The sequence below is a fragment of the Acidovorax sp. Root217 genome (genome assembly GCF_001428645.1).
Classification (GTDB): domain Bacteria; phylum Pseudomonadota; class Gammaproteobacteria; order Burkholderiales; family Burkholderiaceae_C; genus Acidovorax.
In genome coordinates, this window is record NZ_LMIH01000013.1 from 1 (window position 1) to 14,084 (window position 14,084).

The 14,084-nt window shown below is 65.5% G+C and carries 16 protein-coding genes; 4 read left to right on the forward strand and 12 right to left on the reverse strand.

From position 1 onward, the window contains the following. The 9 genes from ASE31_RS14725 to ASE31_RS14765 form a co-directional block, all read right to left on the reverse strand. On the reverse strand, positions 1-96 hold a 96-nt coding region (locus tag ASE31_RS14725; RefSeq protein ID WP_033470817.1), incomplete at its 3' end, for a GTP-binding protein. 178 nt (positions 97-274) lie between these two features. After that, a complete protein-coding gene (gene fusA / locus ASE31_RS14730; RefSeq protein ID WP_057202586.1) occupies positions 275-2,377 on the reverse strand; it encodes an elongation factor G in 2,103 nt (700 codons plus the stop codon). Between the two features lie 151 nt (positions 2,378-2,528). Further along, positions 2,529-3,002 carry a 30S ribosomal protein S7 gene (gene rpsG, locus ASE31_RS14735; RefSeq protein WP_005798541.1) on the reverse strand — a complete coding sequence of 158 codons (474 nt, stop codon included), beginning with the start codon at positions 3,000-3,002 and terminating at the stop codon, positions 2,529-2,531. A gap of 163 nt (positions 3,003-3,165) precedes the next feature. Then, on the reverse strand, positions 3,166-3,543 hold the full coding sequence (rpsL, locus tag ASE31_RS14740) for a 30S ribosomal protein S12 (RefSeq protein WP_007851137.1): 378 nt from the start codon (positions 3,541-3,543) through the stop codon (positions 3,166-3,168). A 238-nt stretch (positions 3,544-3,781) separates the two neighbouring features. After that, positions 3,782-4,951 carry a D-alanyl-D-alanine carboxypeptidase family protein gene (locus tag ASE31_RS14745; protein WP_057202587.1) on the reverse strand — a complete coding sequence of 390 codons (1,170 nt, stop codon included), beginning with the start codon at positions 4,949-4,951 and terminating at the stop codon, positions 3,782-3,784. Positions 4,952-5,058: 107 nt separating this feature from the next. Continuing rightward, a complete protein-coding gene (locus ASE31_RS14750; protein WP_057202588.1) occupies positions 5,059-5,700 on the reverse strand; it encodes an alpha/beta hydrolase in 642 nt (213 codons plus the stop codon). Positions 5,701-5,792: 92 nt separating this feature from the next. Next, positions 5,793-6,158, reverse strand: coding sequence for a ferredoxin (locus ASE31_RS14755; RefSeq protein WP_057202589.1), 366 nt, complete (start codon positions 6,156-6,158; stop codon positions 5,793-5,795). 58 nt (positions 6,159-6,216) lie between these two features. Next, on the reverse strand, positions 6,217-7,314 hold the full coding sequence (locus ASE31_RS14760; protein ID WP_057202590.1) for a VanZ family protein: 1,098 nt from the start codon (positions 7,312-7,314) through the stop codon (positions 6,217-6,219). A gap of 16 nt (positions 7,315-7,330) precedes the next feature. Beyond that, positions 7,331-7,759, reverse strand: a complete 429-nt coding sequence (locus tag ASE31_RS14765; RefSeq protein WP_057202591.1) for a CopD family protein — start codon at positions 7,757-7,759, stop codon at positions 7,331-7,333. A gap of 282 nt (positions 7,760-8,041) precedes the next feature. On the opposite strand from ASE31_RS14765, the gene hemB reads away from it, so the two are divergent. Both hemB and ASE31_RS14775 read left to right on the forward strand, forming a co-directional pair. Next, entirely contained in the window at positions 8,042-9,052 is a 1,011-nt protein-coding gene (gene hemB / locus ASE31_RS14770; RefSeq protein WP_057202592.1) for a porphobilinogen synthase, read from the forward strand. A gap of 60 nt (positions 9,053-9,112) precedes the next feature. Continuing rightward, positions 9,113-10,231: a magnesium transporter CorA family protein gene (locus tag ASE31_RS14775; protein WP_057202593.1), complete on the forward strand. Its 1,119-nt coding sequence runs from the start codon at positions 9,113-9,115 to the stop codon at positions 10,229-10,231. Between the two features lie 42 nt (positions 10,232-10,273). On the opposite strand, the gene ASE31_RS14780 is transcribed toward ASE31_RS14775, so the two are convergent. The 3 genes from ASE31_RS14780 to ASE31_RS14790 all read right to left on the reverse strand — a co-directional run bounded on the left by ASE31_RS14780 (position 10,274) and on the right by ASE31_RS14790 (position 12,581). Next, entirely contained in the window at positions 10,274-10,786 is a 513-nt protein-coding gene (locus ASE31_RS14780) for a chalcone isomerase family protein (RefSeq protein WP_157412500.1), read from the reverse strand. A 201-nt stretch (positions 10,787-10,987) separates the two neighbouring features. Beyond that, on the reverse strand, positions 10,988-11,887 hold the full coding sequence (locus ASE31_RS14785) for an amidohydrolase family protein (RefSeq protein ID WP_057202595.1): 900 nt from the start codon (positions 11,885-11,887) through the stop codon (positions 10,988-10,990). A gap of 4 nt (positions 11,888-11,891) precedes the next feature. Then, entirely contained in the window at positions 11,892-12,581 is a 690-nt protein-coding gene (locus tag ASE31_RS14790; protein WP_057202596.1) for a dienelactone hydrolase family protein, read from the reverse strand. Between the two features lie 117 nt (positions 12,582-12,698). Here ASE31_RS14790 and ASE31_RS14795 point away from each other — a divergent pair, with 117 nt between their 5' ends. Both ASE31_RS14795 and ASE31_RS14800 read left to right on the forward strand, forming a co-directional pair. Next, entirely contained in the window at positions 12,699-13,445 is a 747-nt protein-coding gene (locus ASE31_RS14795; RefSeq protein ID WP_057202597.1) for an SDR family oxidoreductase, read from the forward strand. A 1-nt stretch (position 13,446) separates the two neighbouring features. Next, positions 13,447-14,082 carry a MarC family protein gene (locus tag ASE31_RS14800; RefSeq protein ID WP_057202598.1) on the forward strand — a complete coding sequence of 212 codons (636 nt, stop codon included), beginning with the start codon at positions 13,447-13,449 and terminating at the stop codon, positions 14,080-14,082. Positions 14,083-14,084 lie beyond the last annotated feature (2 nt).

Consider the following 14,084-nt stretch of genomic DNA (forward strand, 5'->3'; position numbering starts at 1 on the left):
GATGGCCGCCGTCAGGGTCGTCTTGCCATGGTCCACGTGGCCGATCGTGCCCACGTTGACGTGGGGCTTGGTGCGTTCGAATTTACCTTTTGCCATTTTTCAATTCTCCAAAGAGCGATGCCTGTGTTGTGGTTTAACGTCTGCATCCGATTGCTGGTTCGCCCTGCACAGGCAACGGGGCGGCACCGGATCGCAGACTGCAAAAATCTTGCGTGGGGAGGGTGGTGCCGCCGGCACCTGAAACCAGGTGCTGGCGGCAGTCCCTGCGAACTGCTTACTTGGCGCGGGCAGCCATGATGGCTTCCGACACGTTGCGAGGCGCTTCGCTGTAGTGCTTGAATTCCATCGAGTACGTGGCGCGGCCTTGCGTGGCCGAGCGCAGCGTGGTCGAGTAGCCGAACATTTCCGACAGGGGCACTTCGGCGCGGATGGCCTTGCCACCGCCAGGAATGTCTTCCATGCCTTGCACCATGCCGCGACGCGAGGACAGATCGCCCATCACGTTGCCGGCGTAGTCTTCAGGCGTTTCCACTTCCACGGCCATCATGGGTTCCAGGATGACCGGGTTGGCCTTGCGGCAGCCTTCCTTGAAGCCGAAGATGGCAGCCATCTTGAACGCCAGTTCGTTCGAGTCCACATCGTGGTACGAACCGAAGTGCAGCGTGACCTTGACGTCCACCACGGGGTAGCCGGCCAGGACGCCTTGCGTCACGGCTTCGTTGATACCCTTTTCCACGGCCGGGATGAATTCGCGAGGAACCACACCGCCCTTGATGGCGTCGACGAACTCGATGCCCTTGCCCACTTCGTTGGGTTCGATCTTGAGCACGACGTGACCGTACTGGCCCTTGCCGCCGGACTGGCGCACGAACTTGCCTTCGGCCTCTTCCACCGTCTTGCGGATGGTTTCGCGGTAAGCCACCTGGGGCTTGCCCACGTTGGCTTCCACACCGAATTCACGCTTCATGCGGTCGACGATGATTTCCAGATGCAGCTCGCCCATGCCGGCGATCAGGGTCTGGCCCGACTCTTCGTCGGTCTTCACGCGGAACGATGGATCTTCGGCAGCCAGGCGTTGCAGGGCGATGCCCATCTTTTCCTGGTCGGCCTTGGTCTTGGGTTCCACAGCCTGCGTGATCACAGGCTCGGGGAACACCATGCGCTCCAGAATGATCTGGGAGTCGATGTCGCTCAGCGTTTCGCCGGTCGTCACGTCCTTCAGGCCCACGCAGGCAGCGATGTCGCCGGCGCGGATTTCTTCGACTTCCTGGCGCTCGTTGGCGTGCATCTGCACGATACGGCCAATGCGTTCCTTCTTGCCCTTGATGGGGTTGTAGACGGTGTCGCCCTTGGTGAGCACGCCGGAGTACACGCGCACGAAGGTCAACTGGCCGACGAACGGGTCGGTCATCAGCTTGAATGCCAGGGCCGAGAACTTCTCGCCGTCATCCGCCTTGCGGGTCACGGGGTTTTCGTCTTCATCGGTACCGGTCACGTCTGCGATGTCCGTAGGCGCGGGCAGGTAGTCGATCACGGCGTCGAGCATGCGCTGCACGCCCTTGTTCTTGAACGCGGTGCCGCACAGCATCGGATGGATTTCCGTGGCGATGGTACGGGTGCGCAGGCCGAACTTGATCTCGTCCTCGGTGAGGTCGCCCTCTTCCAGGTACTTGTTCATCAGCTCTTCAGAGGCTTCAGCCGCAGCTTCGACCATTTTTTCGCGCCATTCCTTGGCGGATGCCAGCAGCTCGGCAGGAATTTCTTCGTAGCTGAACTTCATGCCCTGGGACGCTTCGTCCCAGATGATGGCCTTCATCTTGAGCAGGTCGACCACGCCGGTGAATGTGTCTTCTGCGCCGATCGGGATCACCACGGGCACGGGGTTGGCCTTCAGGCGCAGCTTCATCTGGTCATAGACCTTGAAGAAGTTGGCACCGGTACGGTCCATCTTGTTCACAAAGGCCAGGCGTGGCACCTTGTACTTGTTGGCCTGGCGCCAGACGGTTTCCGACTGGGGCTGCACGCCGCCCACGGCGCAGTACACCATGCAGGCGCCGTCGAGCACGCGCATCGAACGTTCCACTTCGATGGTGAAGTCCACGTGGCCGGGGGTGTCGATGATGTTGAAACGGTGCTCGGGGTAGGAGTTGTCCATACCCTTCCAGAAGCAGGTCGTGGCAGCCGAGGTGATCGTGATGCCGCGCTCTTGCTCCTGTTCCATCCAGTCCATGGTGGCAGCGCCATCGTGCACTTCACCAATCTTGTGGCTCACGCCCGTGTAGAACAGGATGCGTTCGGTGGTCGTGGTCTTGCCAGCGTCAATGTGGGCCGAGATACCGATATTGCGGTAGCGCTCGATGGGAGTCTTGCGAGCCATGGTGGATCCTTGGATGGGTCGTGTTATTCAGGGGAGGGGCCCAGCATTGTGGCGCTGCAACCCGTCAATTTTGTGACCACCTCAATCGCCACAAGGCTGCAGGCAAAAATGCCGGCAGCCTTGCGATTGGCGACGAAAGCAGTTCGTCGATTTAGAAGCGGAAGTGGCTGAAAGCCTTGTTGGCTTCGGCCATGCGGTGAACTTCGTCACGCTTCTTCATGGCACCGCCACGGCCTTCGGTCGCTTCGAGCAGCTCGTTGGCCAGACGCTGGGCCATCGACTTCTCGCCGCGCTTGCGGGCCGCTTCCTTGATCCAGCGCATGGACAGGGCCAGGCGACGGACAGGGCGCACTTCGACTGGCACCTGGTAGTTGGCACCGCCCACACGGCGGGACTTCACTTCGACCATGGGCTTCACGTTGTTGATGGCAACGGTGAAGGCTTCCAGCGGGTCCTTGTCAGGGTGCTTCTTCTCGATCAGTTCCAGGGCACCGTAAATGATGCGCTCTGCAACAGCTTTCTTGCCGCCTTCCATGATCACGTTCATGAATTTGGACAGCTCTACATTGCCGAACTTGGGATCCGGCAGAATTTCACGTTTGGGGACTTCGCGACGACGTGGCATTTTTCACCTCATATTGCTTCAGTTGGCATCTTTTCAGACACCGCGAGATTCATTCAGAACCCCACTTACTCGACCCACACGGAACAATCCGCGCTTGGGGTCACTTCGTTTGACTGCGCCTGCCAGGCGAATCAAACACCGATGGAGACACAACCGCCAGGGCTTACTTGGCCTTTGGCTTCTTGGCGCCGTACTTGGAGCGCGACTGCTTGCGGTCTTTCACGCCTTGCAAGTCGAGCGAACCGCGCACGATGTGGTAACGCACACCGGGCAAGTCCTTGACACGACCGCCACGAACCAGCACCACGCTGTGTTCCTGCAGGTTGTGGCCTTCACCGCCGATGTAGGAAATGACTTCGAAGCCGTTGGTCAGGCGAACCTTGGCGACCTTGCGCAGAGCGGAGTTAGGCTTCTTTGGCGTCGTGGTGTACACACGGGTGCACACGCCGCGGCGCTGAGGAGAGTTTTCCATCGCAGGGCTCTTGGACTTGATCTTTTCGACCTCGCGCCCCTGACGGACTAGTTGATTGATGGTTGGCATGAATACGTCCCTAAACGTAAAAAACGAAAACGTGAAACCCTTCGGAATTTCCGAAAAGCCTTCTAATGTAGCAGCATGGGTCTCGGTGGGCAAGCAGCAGTCGACTTTGCCCCCAGGTTTCCCGGGGCCTGACACTCAAGCACCGCCACCAGCCATTGAAAGCGCGCGGCCCAGGCCAGTGCCGCCGTGCAAGGGCCGCCCCGCCGCAGGGGCGCCTTTCCCCTTCCAAGGGGTAGCCTTACTTTATCCAGAGGCGGATGGCATCCCAGGCGCGGCCCAGAATGCCGGCCTGCGCCACGCCATCGAGCGCCACCAGAGGCACCTCGGCCAGCGTCTGCTCGCCCAGCACCACCTTCAGCGAGCCCACCGCCTGGCCCTTGGCAAAGGGTGCCACCAGGGGGTCGGGGCGGGCGATCTCGGTCTTGATCTTGCCGCCGCTGCCCGAGGGCACGGCCACCACGATGGCCTCCGCACGGCCGATCTTGAGGGTGTTTTCCGTGCCCTTCCAGACAGCGGGGGTGGCCACGGGCTGGCCGGCGTCGAACAGCTTGACCGCCTCGAAGGCGGTGTAGCCCCAGTTCAGCAGCTTCTGGCTTTCATTGGCACGGGCATTCTCGCTGGCGGCGCCCAGCACGATGGACAGCAGTCGGCGCTGGCCGACATTGGGGAAGTCGCGCTTGGAGGTGGCCACCAGGCAGTACCCGGCGGCGGCGGTATGGCCGGTCTTGAGGCCATCCACCGTCGGGTCGCGGAACAGCAGGGAATTGCGGTTGTTGCCGTTGGAGACGGGTGTGCCCGGGTAGCTGTACTGCTTGGTGGCGTAGTAGTGCATGTACTCCGGGAAGTCCTTCATGAGCCGGCTGGCCAGCACACCCAGGTCGCGTGCGGTGGTGGTATGCCCGGGCTCGGTCAGGCCCTCGGGGTTCTTGTAGGCGGTGTTCTTCATGCCCAGGGCCTTGGCCTGGTCGTTCATCAGCTTTACGAAGTTCTCGGCCGTGCCGCCCACGCCTTCGGCCAGGGCCATGGTGGCGTCATTGCCCGACTGCACGATCATGCCCTTGATCAGGTCGTCCACCGGCACCTGCATCTTGGGATCGATGAACATGCGCGAGCCGGGCATCTTCCAGGCCAGCACGCTCACCGGCAGCTTCTGGTCGAGGGCGATCTTCTTGGCACGCAGGGCATCGAACACCAGGTAGCCGGTCATCAGCTTGGTCAGCGAAGCCTGCTCCACTGGCGCATCGATGTCCTTGGCTGCCAGCACCTGCCCAGCCGTGATATCAAGCAGCAGGTAGTTGCGCGCGGCGATCTCCGGTGGCTGAGGGGCCTGCACCTGCGCCCACAGGGCGGCTGGCGCGAGCACCGCAGCAAGGAGGACGGAGCGCAGCGTGTGCAATAAGGACTTCATGGAAACAAGCATTCGGGTGAGAAGAGGAAAGAAAACAGCAGAAGGCGGCGGGAGACGGCCCGAAGCGGCATGCAGCCGCGCGCAATGCGCGCGGTGGCCCGGGAAGCTCAGGCGCCAGCCAGCAGGTGGCGGGTCACCAGGTTTTTGAGAAGTGGCAATTGTCCGTGAAAGAAATGCCCCCCACCGGGGACGACTGTCACAGGGAGTATCTGGGGCCGCGCCCAGTCCATCACGGCGGCCAGGGGCACGGTGTCGTCCTGTTCTCCATGCACGACCAGGGTGCGTTCGTGCGCTTCGGGGGGCACGGGCGCCACGGCAAAGCGGCTGGCAGCCGTACCCACCAGCACCACCCGTTCGATGGCACGCTCGCCCCACAGGCGCGCCAGCGCGTGGCTGGTCACGAAAGCGCCGAACGAGAAGCCGGCCAGGGCCAACGGCCCCTCGGGCGCAGCCTGGCGCACCACCTCCAGGAAATCCTCGGCCTCGCCCCGGCCCTCGTCGTGCGTGCCGGCGCTGCCACCCACGCCGCGGAAGTTGAAGCGCACCGCCGTCCAGCCGCTGTGCACGAAGGCCCGCGCCAGGGTCTGCACCACCTTGTTGTCCATGGTGCCGCCAAACAGCGGGTGGGGGTGGGCAATGACGGCAATGCCGCGCGGGGCCGCGCCCTCGGGCAGCACGGCGGCGTCGCGCACCGCCTCGATGGCGCCGGCGGCGCCGGTGAGGGTCAGGCGTTCGGTCTGGGAATTCACGAAAATTTGCTACCAGGTCAATAGCAGTCTGCGCATACAAGGCAATGCAGGCAGCCTGGAATCAGGAAGGACAACAGCGCTCTGAATGCGAATCAGCGGCCGAGTTCCGGCGGCGTGCGCAAACGCTCCACCACCTGGCCATTCTTGAGGTGCGATTCGACGATCTCGTCGATGTCGGCGCTGTCCACGAAGGTGTACCAGACTGCCTCGGGGTAGACCACCGCGATTGGCCCGCCCGCACAGCGGTCCAGGCAGCCCGCCTTGTTCACACGCACCTTGCCGGCGCCGGACAGGCCGGCGGCCTTCACCTGCGACTTGCAGCGGTCGAAGGCGGCCTGCGCACCGTGGTGGGCGCAGCTGTCTTCGCCGTTGGTGCGGTCGTTCAGGCAAAAGAAGATGTGACGCTGGTAGTAGCCCGGCTGTGCCGCCGGTGCCGTTGTCGTGGAGGTGTCGGTCATGCCGCCATTCTAGAAGCGGCGCCCTGCACGGCCTATGCCCATAACCCCCAAAAGGCGTTCAGGCCGGGCCGTCGCGCCGGGCCACGCGCACAACCACATAGGCCAGTGCCGCATAGGGCCAGACCCAACCCAGCCACTGGCCCAGGCCGTAGAAGCGGATGAAGCGCCCCTGCTCCCAGGCCTGCAGGGTCTGGGCAAAATAGGCACTGGTCGGCGCCTGGTTGAGCAGCCCCAGGTGCCACACCAGCACCAGCAGCAGCACGGCCGCGCAGGCGCGCCGGGGCAAAGCCAGCAGCAAGACCGCAAGAGCAAGCGCGCTCCACACGCCCACGCGCACGGGCAGGCCCATCCATTCCCACGCATGGGCGGGGCCCCAACTCAGCGCCGCCGACAGCGCCGTGAGCACCACGCCCACCACCACCACAGCCAGAGCGAACAGCGCCCGGCGCGATGCCTGGCGGATCACGCAGTAGCCCAAAAGACAGGGAATCAGCAGACCCAGCGTCACGCACAGCAGCTCGCCGCCGGGGGACAGGGGATCAAGATCCGTGTCGCGCATGGGCAGCCAGTCCAGGAACGGGGTGTCGGCCAGTATCTCGACCAGGGCCCCCTCCAGCCGCTCGAGCACCTGCCCCAGGCCGAACGGCAAGGCGGCAGGGAACAGCAGGGCCAGCGGCCACAGCGCCAGCAGCACCAGCGCGCCCTGCGCGTCCTGCACGAACCAGCGGTCGCGGAAATCGCTCCAGCGGTCAATGGCCCCCAGGCGCTCCAGCGCCGCAGCCGTGAGCGCACCCACCAGCGTGCCTGCCGAGTTGAGCGCCAGGTCCATGTTGGAGGGCACGCGCCGGGGCAGGTAGATCTGCAGAAACTCCAGGCTGAGCGACAGCAGCACACCTGCAACCGTGGCCAGCACCCAGGCACCCCAGCGCCAGCGCATGCGCATCAATGCCAGCGCCAGCAGGAAACCCAGGGGCGCATAGCCGATGAAATTGGAGGTGACGTCAAACCCCGTCCAATACGGCGGTGGCATGCGGGCCACGAGAAACACCCAGGGATCGATGCCCTGCGCACGCCAGCCGTCGAACGGAAACAGGCTGGCAAAGACAATCAGCGCCGCATAGATCAGCGCGAGGGGGCCGGCCGAGCTTTTGTACACGGACGCTCTGATGCTGTCAGAAAGGCTTGACCACGACCAGCACCACGGCGGTCACCAGCAGCAGCACTGGCACCTCGTTGAACCAGCGGAACCACCGGTGGCTGCGGCGGCTGCTGCCATCGGCCAGCTTGCGCAGCAGCACGCCGCAGGCGTGGTGGTAGCCGATGACCAGCACCACCACGGCCAGCTTGGCATGCATCCAGCCGTTGCCCGGCCCGCGGCCGATGCCATAGCCCAGCCACAGCCAGAGGCCCAGGGCCAGCGCGGGCACCGCCAGGAAGGTGGTGAAGCGCAGCAGCTTGCGCGCCATGAGGATCAGGCGCTCCCGCTCGGCCACCGAGCCCGGTGCCACCATGGCCAGGTTCACGAAGATGCGCGGCAGGTAGAACAGGCCGGCGAACCAGCTGGCGATGAAGACGATGTGGAAGGCTTTGACCCAGAGCATGGCTGCAGTTTAAGGGAACGCTGAACAAGTCCTGGCGACGCGTACGCAGAGAAGGCAAGGCAGGCAAGCCCCAAAAAAAAGCCCGGCAAAAGCTGCCGGGCTTCGAAAGCCCTGCCCGCATTACGGCAGCCCAGGGCCCCGCTCAGGGAGGAAAAGCGGGGGACAGCAAGCTGCCCGCAACCAATTTAGCACCAGCCTGCGGGGCATACAAGCAGGGTTTGACAACTCCGGCAGCAGCCCTCTCGCAGCCTTGGTGGGCGCGCTTGAGGCACAATTTTCCCCATGCACCTCCCAAGCCCCGCCCCCTTTCCGCAAAACCGCCCGCGCCGCCTGCGCCGCGACGCCTTCACCCGCAACCTGGTGCGCGAGCACAGCGTCACCCCGCACGACCTGATCTACCCGGTGTTCGTGCACGAAGGCGAGAACCGGCGAGAGGCCGTGCTGTCCATGCCGGGGGTGGACCGCCTGAGCCTGGACCTGCTGCTGCCCGTGGCCGAGGACTGCGTGCAGCTGGGCATCCCGGTGCTGGCCCTGTTCCCGGCCATTGACGCGGCCCTGAAGACGCCCGATGGCAAGGAAGCCCTGAACCCCGACGGCCTGATCCCGCGCGTGGTGCGCGCCCTGAAGAAGGAATTCCCCACCCTGGGCGTGATGACCGATGTGGCGCTGGACCCCTACACCAGCCACGGGCAGGACGGCGTGCTGGACGACACCGGCTACATCATCAACGACGACACGGTGGAGATCCTCACCGGCCAGGCGCTCACGCATGCCGAAGCGGGTGTGGACATCGTCGCCCCCAGCGACATGATGGACGGGCGCATCGGCGCGATCCGCGAGGCGCTGGAGGTGCAGGGCCACATCCACACGCGCATCATGGCCTACAGCGCCAAGTACGCAAGCGCCTTCTACGGCCCCTTTCGCGATGCGGTGGGCACGCGCGGCGCCCTGGGCAAGGCGGACAAGAACGTCTACCAGATGGACCCCGGCAACACCGACGAGGCGCTGCGCGAGGTGGCCCAGGACATCGCCGAAGGCGCCGACATGGTGATGGTCAAGCCCGGCATGCCCTACCTGGACGTGGTGCGCCGCGTGAAGGACGAGTTCGGCGTGCCCACCTTCGCCTACCAGGTAAGCGGTGAATACGCCATGCTCAAGGCAGCCGCCGCCAATGGCTGGCTGGACCACGACGCGGTGATGATGGAAAGCCTGCTGGCCTTCAAGCGTGCGGGTGCCGATGGCGTGCTGACCTACTTTGCCCGAGACGCCGCCCGCTTGCTCCTCAAGCGATAGCACCCTGCGGCACCACCAGGGCGCCGCCACCTTTCACAGACATCCAAACACCGGGCATTGATGCGTATCTTCCATATCCAGAGCAGTGGGGTCCAGGAACTGGACGTCCTGCCCCATGCGCCGCCAGAGCAGGGCTTTTTCTGGATTGCCTGCGCGCGCCCGGCCTTCCAGGCGCAACTGGCCGAGGTCCAGGGTGCCCTGCAGCGGCTGACCGGCCTGCAGTTGGTGGATTTGCATGTCTCCGACCTGCTCAACGGGCAGTTGCCGTCGCACTACGACTACACCTCGCAATACGACCTGCTGGTGTTCCGCCGCCTGGCCACGGTGCCTTCGGAGGACAGCGCTGACACGGCGAAGGCCACGCACCGGCGCGGCGGCACGCCCGTGCTGCGGCGCATCGACACCAGCCCGGTGGGGTTCGCCGTGTTCGACCGGGTGCTGCTGACGGTGCATCCTGGCGACTGCAGCGTGCGCGACGCCTATGCGGCGCGCCTGCTGGCGCCAGCCCCCATGGACCCGCGCGAAGGCCGGGCCAATCCCACCGCCTCCGGTTCGCGCAAGCCCACCTCGCCGGCCGACCTGATGCTGCGCGTGGTGAACCTCATGGTGGATGGCTACCTGGACCTGCGCCGCGAACTCTCGCGCGAGCTCGATCACTGGCAGACCGAGCTGCTCAAGCCCCGGGCACGCAACGTCAACTGGAGTTCGCTGCTGGAGGCACGCCTGGCGCTGCACGCACTGGACGAGATCTGCGAAGACCAGCGCACCGCCGTGCAGGACTGGATCGACGCGCTGGAGACCTGGGAAACGCCCCAGACGCCCGCCGGCATGCGCGACCTGGACCTGCTCAAGGTGCGCAGCCGCGACGTGCTGGAGCACATTGAGCGCGTGGTGCACCATGTGCGGCGCATGGAGCAAAGCACCGAAACCACGGTGCAGATGCATTTTTCGATGCAGGGCAACCGCACCAACGACATCATGCGCACGCTGACGGCGCTCACGGCGGTGTTCCTGCCGCTGAACCTGATTGCCGGCATCTTCGGCATGAACTTCGAGTTCATCCCGCTGGTGCACAAGCAGGACGGCTTCTGGTGGGCCATGGGCTCCATGATCACCATCGCCACCCTCCTGATTGCGGTGTTCTGGCGCAAGCGCTACCTGGCCCGGACAGGCTCCTGAAAGCCCTTGCCGACACGCCCCGCGTTCGGGGCGGGGGGCAGGTCAGTTGGCGCCGGAGGACAGCAAGGCGTCCTTGAGCTGGCTGTCCACCGGCGCGGCCCCCAGCCAGATGCGCAGCACCATGCCGAAGTATTCGGCATCGCCCACCGGCGCGCCCTGGGCCTGGCCCTGGATGTAGAAGGTGGTGCCCTTGCCCGGCACGAACTCCATCGCGAAGGTGTCGCCCGATGCCAGCTTGGTGCGGCCCGAGAAGATCTCGACCAGGCGGTTGCTCGACGGCGTGTGGCGCCGGATCTGGTCGGGCGTGGCGTTGGCAGACAGGCCCTTGATGAAAGACAGCCCCAGGTCCGTGCCCGGAATGTCGCGTTGGGCGACAAAATCCAGCCGCATGGCGCCGGTGGTGGCCAGAATCTCCTCGGCCGTGCGGACCTTGCGCGGCAGGTACAGCGCCATGTCGTAGACCTTGAACACGGCGCGGTAGCGCGTGCCCGCGCCTTGCAGCACCAGCGGCGTGCCCTGCACGGTCTGGGTGGGCCCGAAGGCCGGGGCAGCCATGGCGGGTGCCAGTGTGCACAGACTGGCGGCAGCCAGGGCCAACGCACAGGCAATGTGCGTAGTTGGACGCGCGGGTTGGATCAACAGGGTTGTTATGGTTTTCAAGGACTTGTCTCCGCAATGCAGGCTGCGGCGCGCCAGGAAAGCCCTGGCCGCGCCACGCCGGCACGGAAATCATAGGCGACAGCGCGCCCCAAAGCCCTATTTGCGTGGCACGGGCACCCCGAACAGGGCAGCGCTGTTGCCAAACGCCACACCCTGCGCCACGGCTGGTGGCAGGCCACCCAGCCAGGTGCGGTAGCCCTTCATGAGGCCTTCGTAGTGCTGCCAGCGCTGGTTGACCCAGGTGTCCGACCCCACCACGAAGCGCGTGGGGTACTTGAGCAGCAAGGCGCGCCAGGCCGGGCACAGCTGGTTGTCGTCGCACACCAGGCCGGGGCGGTACGACAGCTCGCCCACCAGGCCCGGGTAGCGCGCCATGAGTGCGTCCACCCGCTCTACCGGCGCACCGCCGATGCCCGTGTGCGCCCAGACCAGGCGCAGCTTCTGGCCCTTGGACGGGGTGTTGGCCATGAGCAGGTCGATGGCGGCATCGTCCACATGCGCCAGCACCACCAGGTCGCGCTGCTCGGCCAGCACCATGAGCTTTTTGGCCACGGGGCCATCGGCATTGGCGCTGTCGTACAGGTGGAACTCGCCGATGCCCTTGTAGGGGCCGGAGGCCGTGCCCTTGGCCAGCTCGGCCAGCACCATCTCGTAGATGGTCTCGTCGCGGAACCAGTTGCTGTAGTCCTCGCGGTTGCGGTACAGGCGCACGAAGGGCACGACGGCGATGCCGGCCTCGCGCACCTCGCGTGAAGCGGCCAGGGCCTGCGAGCCGGTGTTGGGCCGCGAGTTGGCCACGATGGCGCGCACGCCCGATGCCTGCATGCGTGCCAGCACGTCGGCCGGTGGGTGCGGGCCGGCCGCACCGTTCCAGGCCTCCTCGTTGTAGTGCAGGTGCGAGTCGAACAAAGGGCCGGTGTAGTCGGCCGCCTGGGATGCGCAGGCCAACCCGCCCAGCGCCAACGCCACGAAACCGCGCAGGAAGCTGCAGGCCATGGCGTCAGCCCAGGTGCTTGTCGAAGAAAGCCAGCGTGCGGTCGCGCGCGGCCAGGGCCGAGGCCTCGTCGTAGCTGCCGCGCTGGTCGCAGTTGAAGCCGTGGTCGGCCTCGTAGATATGCACTTCCACCTCGGGGTGCGTGCGCGCGAAGGCCTGCACGCCGTCGATCAGGATGTGTTTGTCGCGCCGGCCGAAATGCGCCAGCACGGGGACCTGGGGCTGGCGCGCCATCTCGGTCTCGGTGGTGATGCCACCGCCGTAGTAGGGCACGGCGGCCGACAGGCCCTTGAGCAGGCAGGCCGAGCGCCAGGTCAGCAGGCCGCCCCAGCAAAAGCCCACGATGCCCACCTTGCGGCTGCTGCGCTCGGCCGCGTGATCGATGGCGGCCTGGATGTCGGGCAGCACGCCGGGGCTGGGCAGGCCTTCCACGGCCGCCTTGAGGGCTGCGCCAGCAGCAATGTCCTCGGGCGTGTAGCCCAGTTCCACGTCAGGCTGCACGCGGTGGAAGGTGGGAGGCGCCACGGCCACGTAGCCCCGCGCGGCAAAGCGGTCGGCCACGGCGCGGATGTGCGAGTTGACCCCGAAGATCTCCTGCAGCACGACCACGGCTCCGCGTGGTGCGGTATCGGGCTCGGCCACCCAGGCGGGAAAGACGAAGCCGTCGGCGGACTTCAGATCGAAAAATTGGCCCATGGTGCAACTCCTTGAAGACGAAAAAACCAGACAGATGGGGAATGGAAGGGGGCTAACCAGGCCCCGCAAAGGTTCCCGGCAATGCTGTAATGCCCCATTCTTGCAGGAGACGCCGATTTGGACAAAGTCGCATTGATTACCGGGGGCAGCCGGGGCATTGGCGCCGCCACCGCCGTGCTGGCCGCCCGCCAGGGCTGGGCCGTTGCCGTGAACTACCTGGCCAACCAGGCCGCCGCCGAGGCCGTGGTGCAGCAGATCCGCGCCCAAGGCGGCCAGGCCATCGCCGTGCAGGGCGATGTGTCCCATGAAGAGCAGGTGCTGGCCATGTTTGCAGCGGTCGATGCACAGCTCGGTCGCCTCACGGCCCTGGTGAACAACGCCGGGGTGGTGGACGTGACGGCCCGCGTGGACGAGATGGGCGTGGCGCGCCTGCGCCGCATGTTCGAAACGAATGTGATCGGCGCCATCGTCTGCGCCCGCGAGGCGGTGCGGCGCATGAGCACGCGCCATGGCGGCACGGGTGGCTCCATCGTCAATGTGTCCAGCGCCGCCTCGCGCCTGGGCTCGGCCCACCAGTATGTGGACTATGCGGCCAGCAAAGGCGCCATCGACAGCTTCACCATCGGCCTGGCGCGCGAGGTGGCGGCCGAGGGTATCCGGGTGAATGCCGTGCGACCGGGACTCATCGAGACCGACATCCACGCCAGCGGCGGCCTGCCCGACCGGGTGCAGGACCTGGCCCACCAGGTGCCCATGCAGCGCGGCGGCACGGCCGACGAGGTGGCCCAGGCCATCGTGTGGCTGATGTCCGATGCATCGCCCTACACCACCATGTCATTTTTAGACGTCTCTGGAGGCCGTTGATATGGACCTGAAACCCCTCATCACCTTGCTGGCCATCGTGAACCCGCTGGCCATCGTGCCCTTCTTCATCCACTACACGCAGGGGTTTTCGGCGGCGCAGCGGCGCGCCACGATCCGCACGGCGGCGTTTGCCTCGTTCTGCGTGATCGCGGCCTGTGCGCTGCTGGGCCTGCAGATCCTGGAGTTCTTCAACATCTCGCTGCAGAGCTTCCAGGTGGGCGGGGGCATGCTGCTGCTGATCAGCGCGATGAACATGCTCAACGCCCAGCCGGCCGAAGCCAAGCCCATGACCAATGAGTTGGAGGAAGGTGTGGAGAAGGCGGCCACGGGCTCCAGCATCGCGGTGGTGCCGCTGACCATTCCACTGCTCACGGGGCCGGCCAGCATGTCCACCGTGGTAATTTATGCCGACAGGGCACAGACCATCTGGCAGCAGCTGGCGCTGGTGGGCTACGGCGTGGTGATCGCCCTGGCCACGGCGGTGTGTTTTTCGCTGGCCGACCCGATCGCTCGCGTGCTGGGCAAGACCGGCATCAACGTGATGACGCGGCTCATGGGTCTGATCCTCGCAGCCCTGGCGGTGGAAGTGATGGCCGACGGCCTGGGCAAGCTGTTCCCGGTGCTGGTGGCGCGTTGATT

Excerpts from the sequence above, each read along its gene's own strand:
- fusA (WP_057202586.1), bottom strand. The coding sequence starts at position 2,377 with ATGGCTCGCAAGACTCCCATCGAGCGCTACCGCAATATCGGTATCTCG.
- rpsG (WP_005798541.1), bottom strand. The coding sequence starts at position 3,002 with ATGCCACGTCGTCGCGAAGTCCCCAAACGTGAAATTCTGCCGGATCCC.
- rpsL (WP_007851137.1), bottom strand. The coding sequence starts at position 3,543 with ATGCCAACCATCAATCAACTAGTCCGTCAGGGGCGCGAGGTCGAAAAG.
- ASE31_RS14745 (WP_057202587.1), bottom strand. The coding sequence starts at position 4,951 with ATGAAGTCCTTATTGCACACGCTGCGCTCCGTCCTCCTTGCTGCGGTG.
- ASE31_RS14755 (WP_057202589.1), bottom strand. The coding sequence starts at position 6,158 with ATGACCGACACCTCCACGACAACGGCACCGGCGGCACAGCCGGGCTAC.
- ASE31_RS14765 (WP_057202591.1), bottom strand. The coding sequence starts at position 7,759 with ATGCTCTGGGTCAAAGCCTTCCACATCGTCTTCATCGCCAGCTGGTTC.
- hemB (WP_057202592.1), top strand. The coding sequence starts at position 8,042 with ATGCACCTCCCAAGCCCCGCCCCCTTTCCGCAAAACCGCCCGCGCCGC.
- ASE31_RS14775 (WP_057202593.1), top strand. The coding sequence starts at position 9,113 with ATGCGTATCTTCCATATCCAGAGCAGTGGGGTCCAGGAACTGGACGTC.
- ASE31_RS14780 (WP_157412500.1), bottom strand. The coding sequence starts at position 10,786 with ATGGCTGCCCCGGCCTTCGGGCCCACCCAGACCGTGCAGGGCACGCCG.
- ASE31_RS14785 (WP_057202595.1), bottom strand. The coding sequence starts at position 11,887 with ATGGCCTGCAGCTTCCTGCGCGGTTTCGTGGCGTTGGCGCTGGGCGGG.
- ASE31_RS14790 (WP_057202596.1), bottom strand. The coding sequence starts at position 12,581 with ATGGGCCAATTTTTCGATCTGAAGTCCGCCGACGGCTTCGTCTTTCCC.
- ASE31_RS14800 (WP_057202598.1), top strand. The coding sequence starts at position 13,447 with ATGGACCTGAAACCCCTCATCACCTTGCTGGCCATCGTGAACCCGCTG.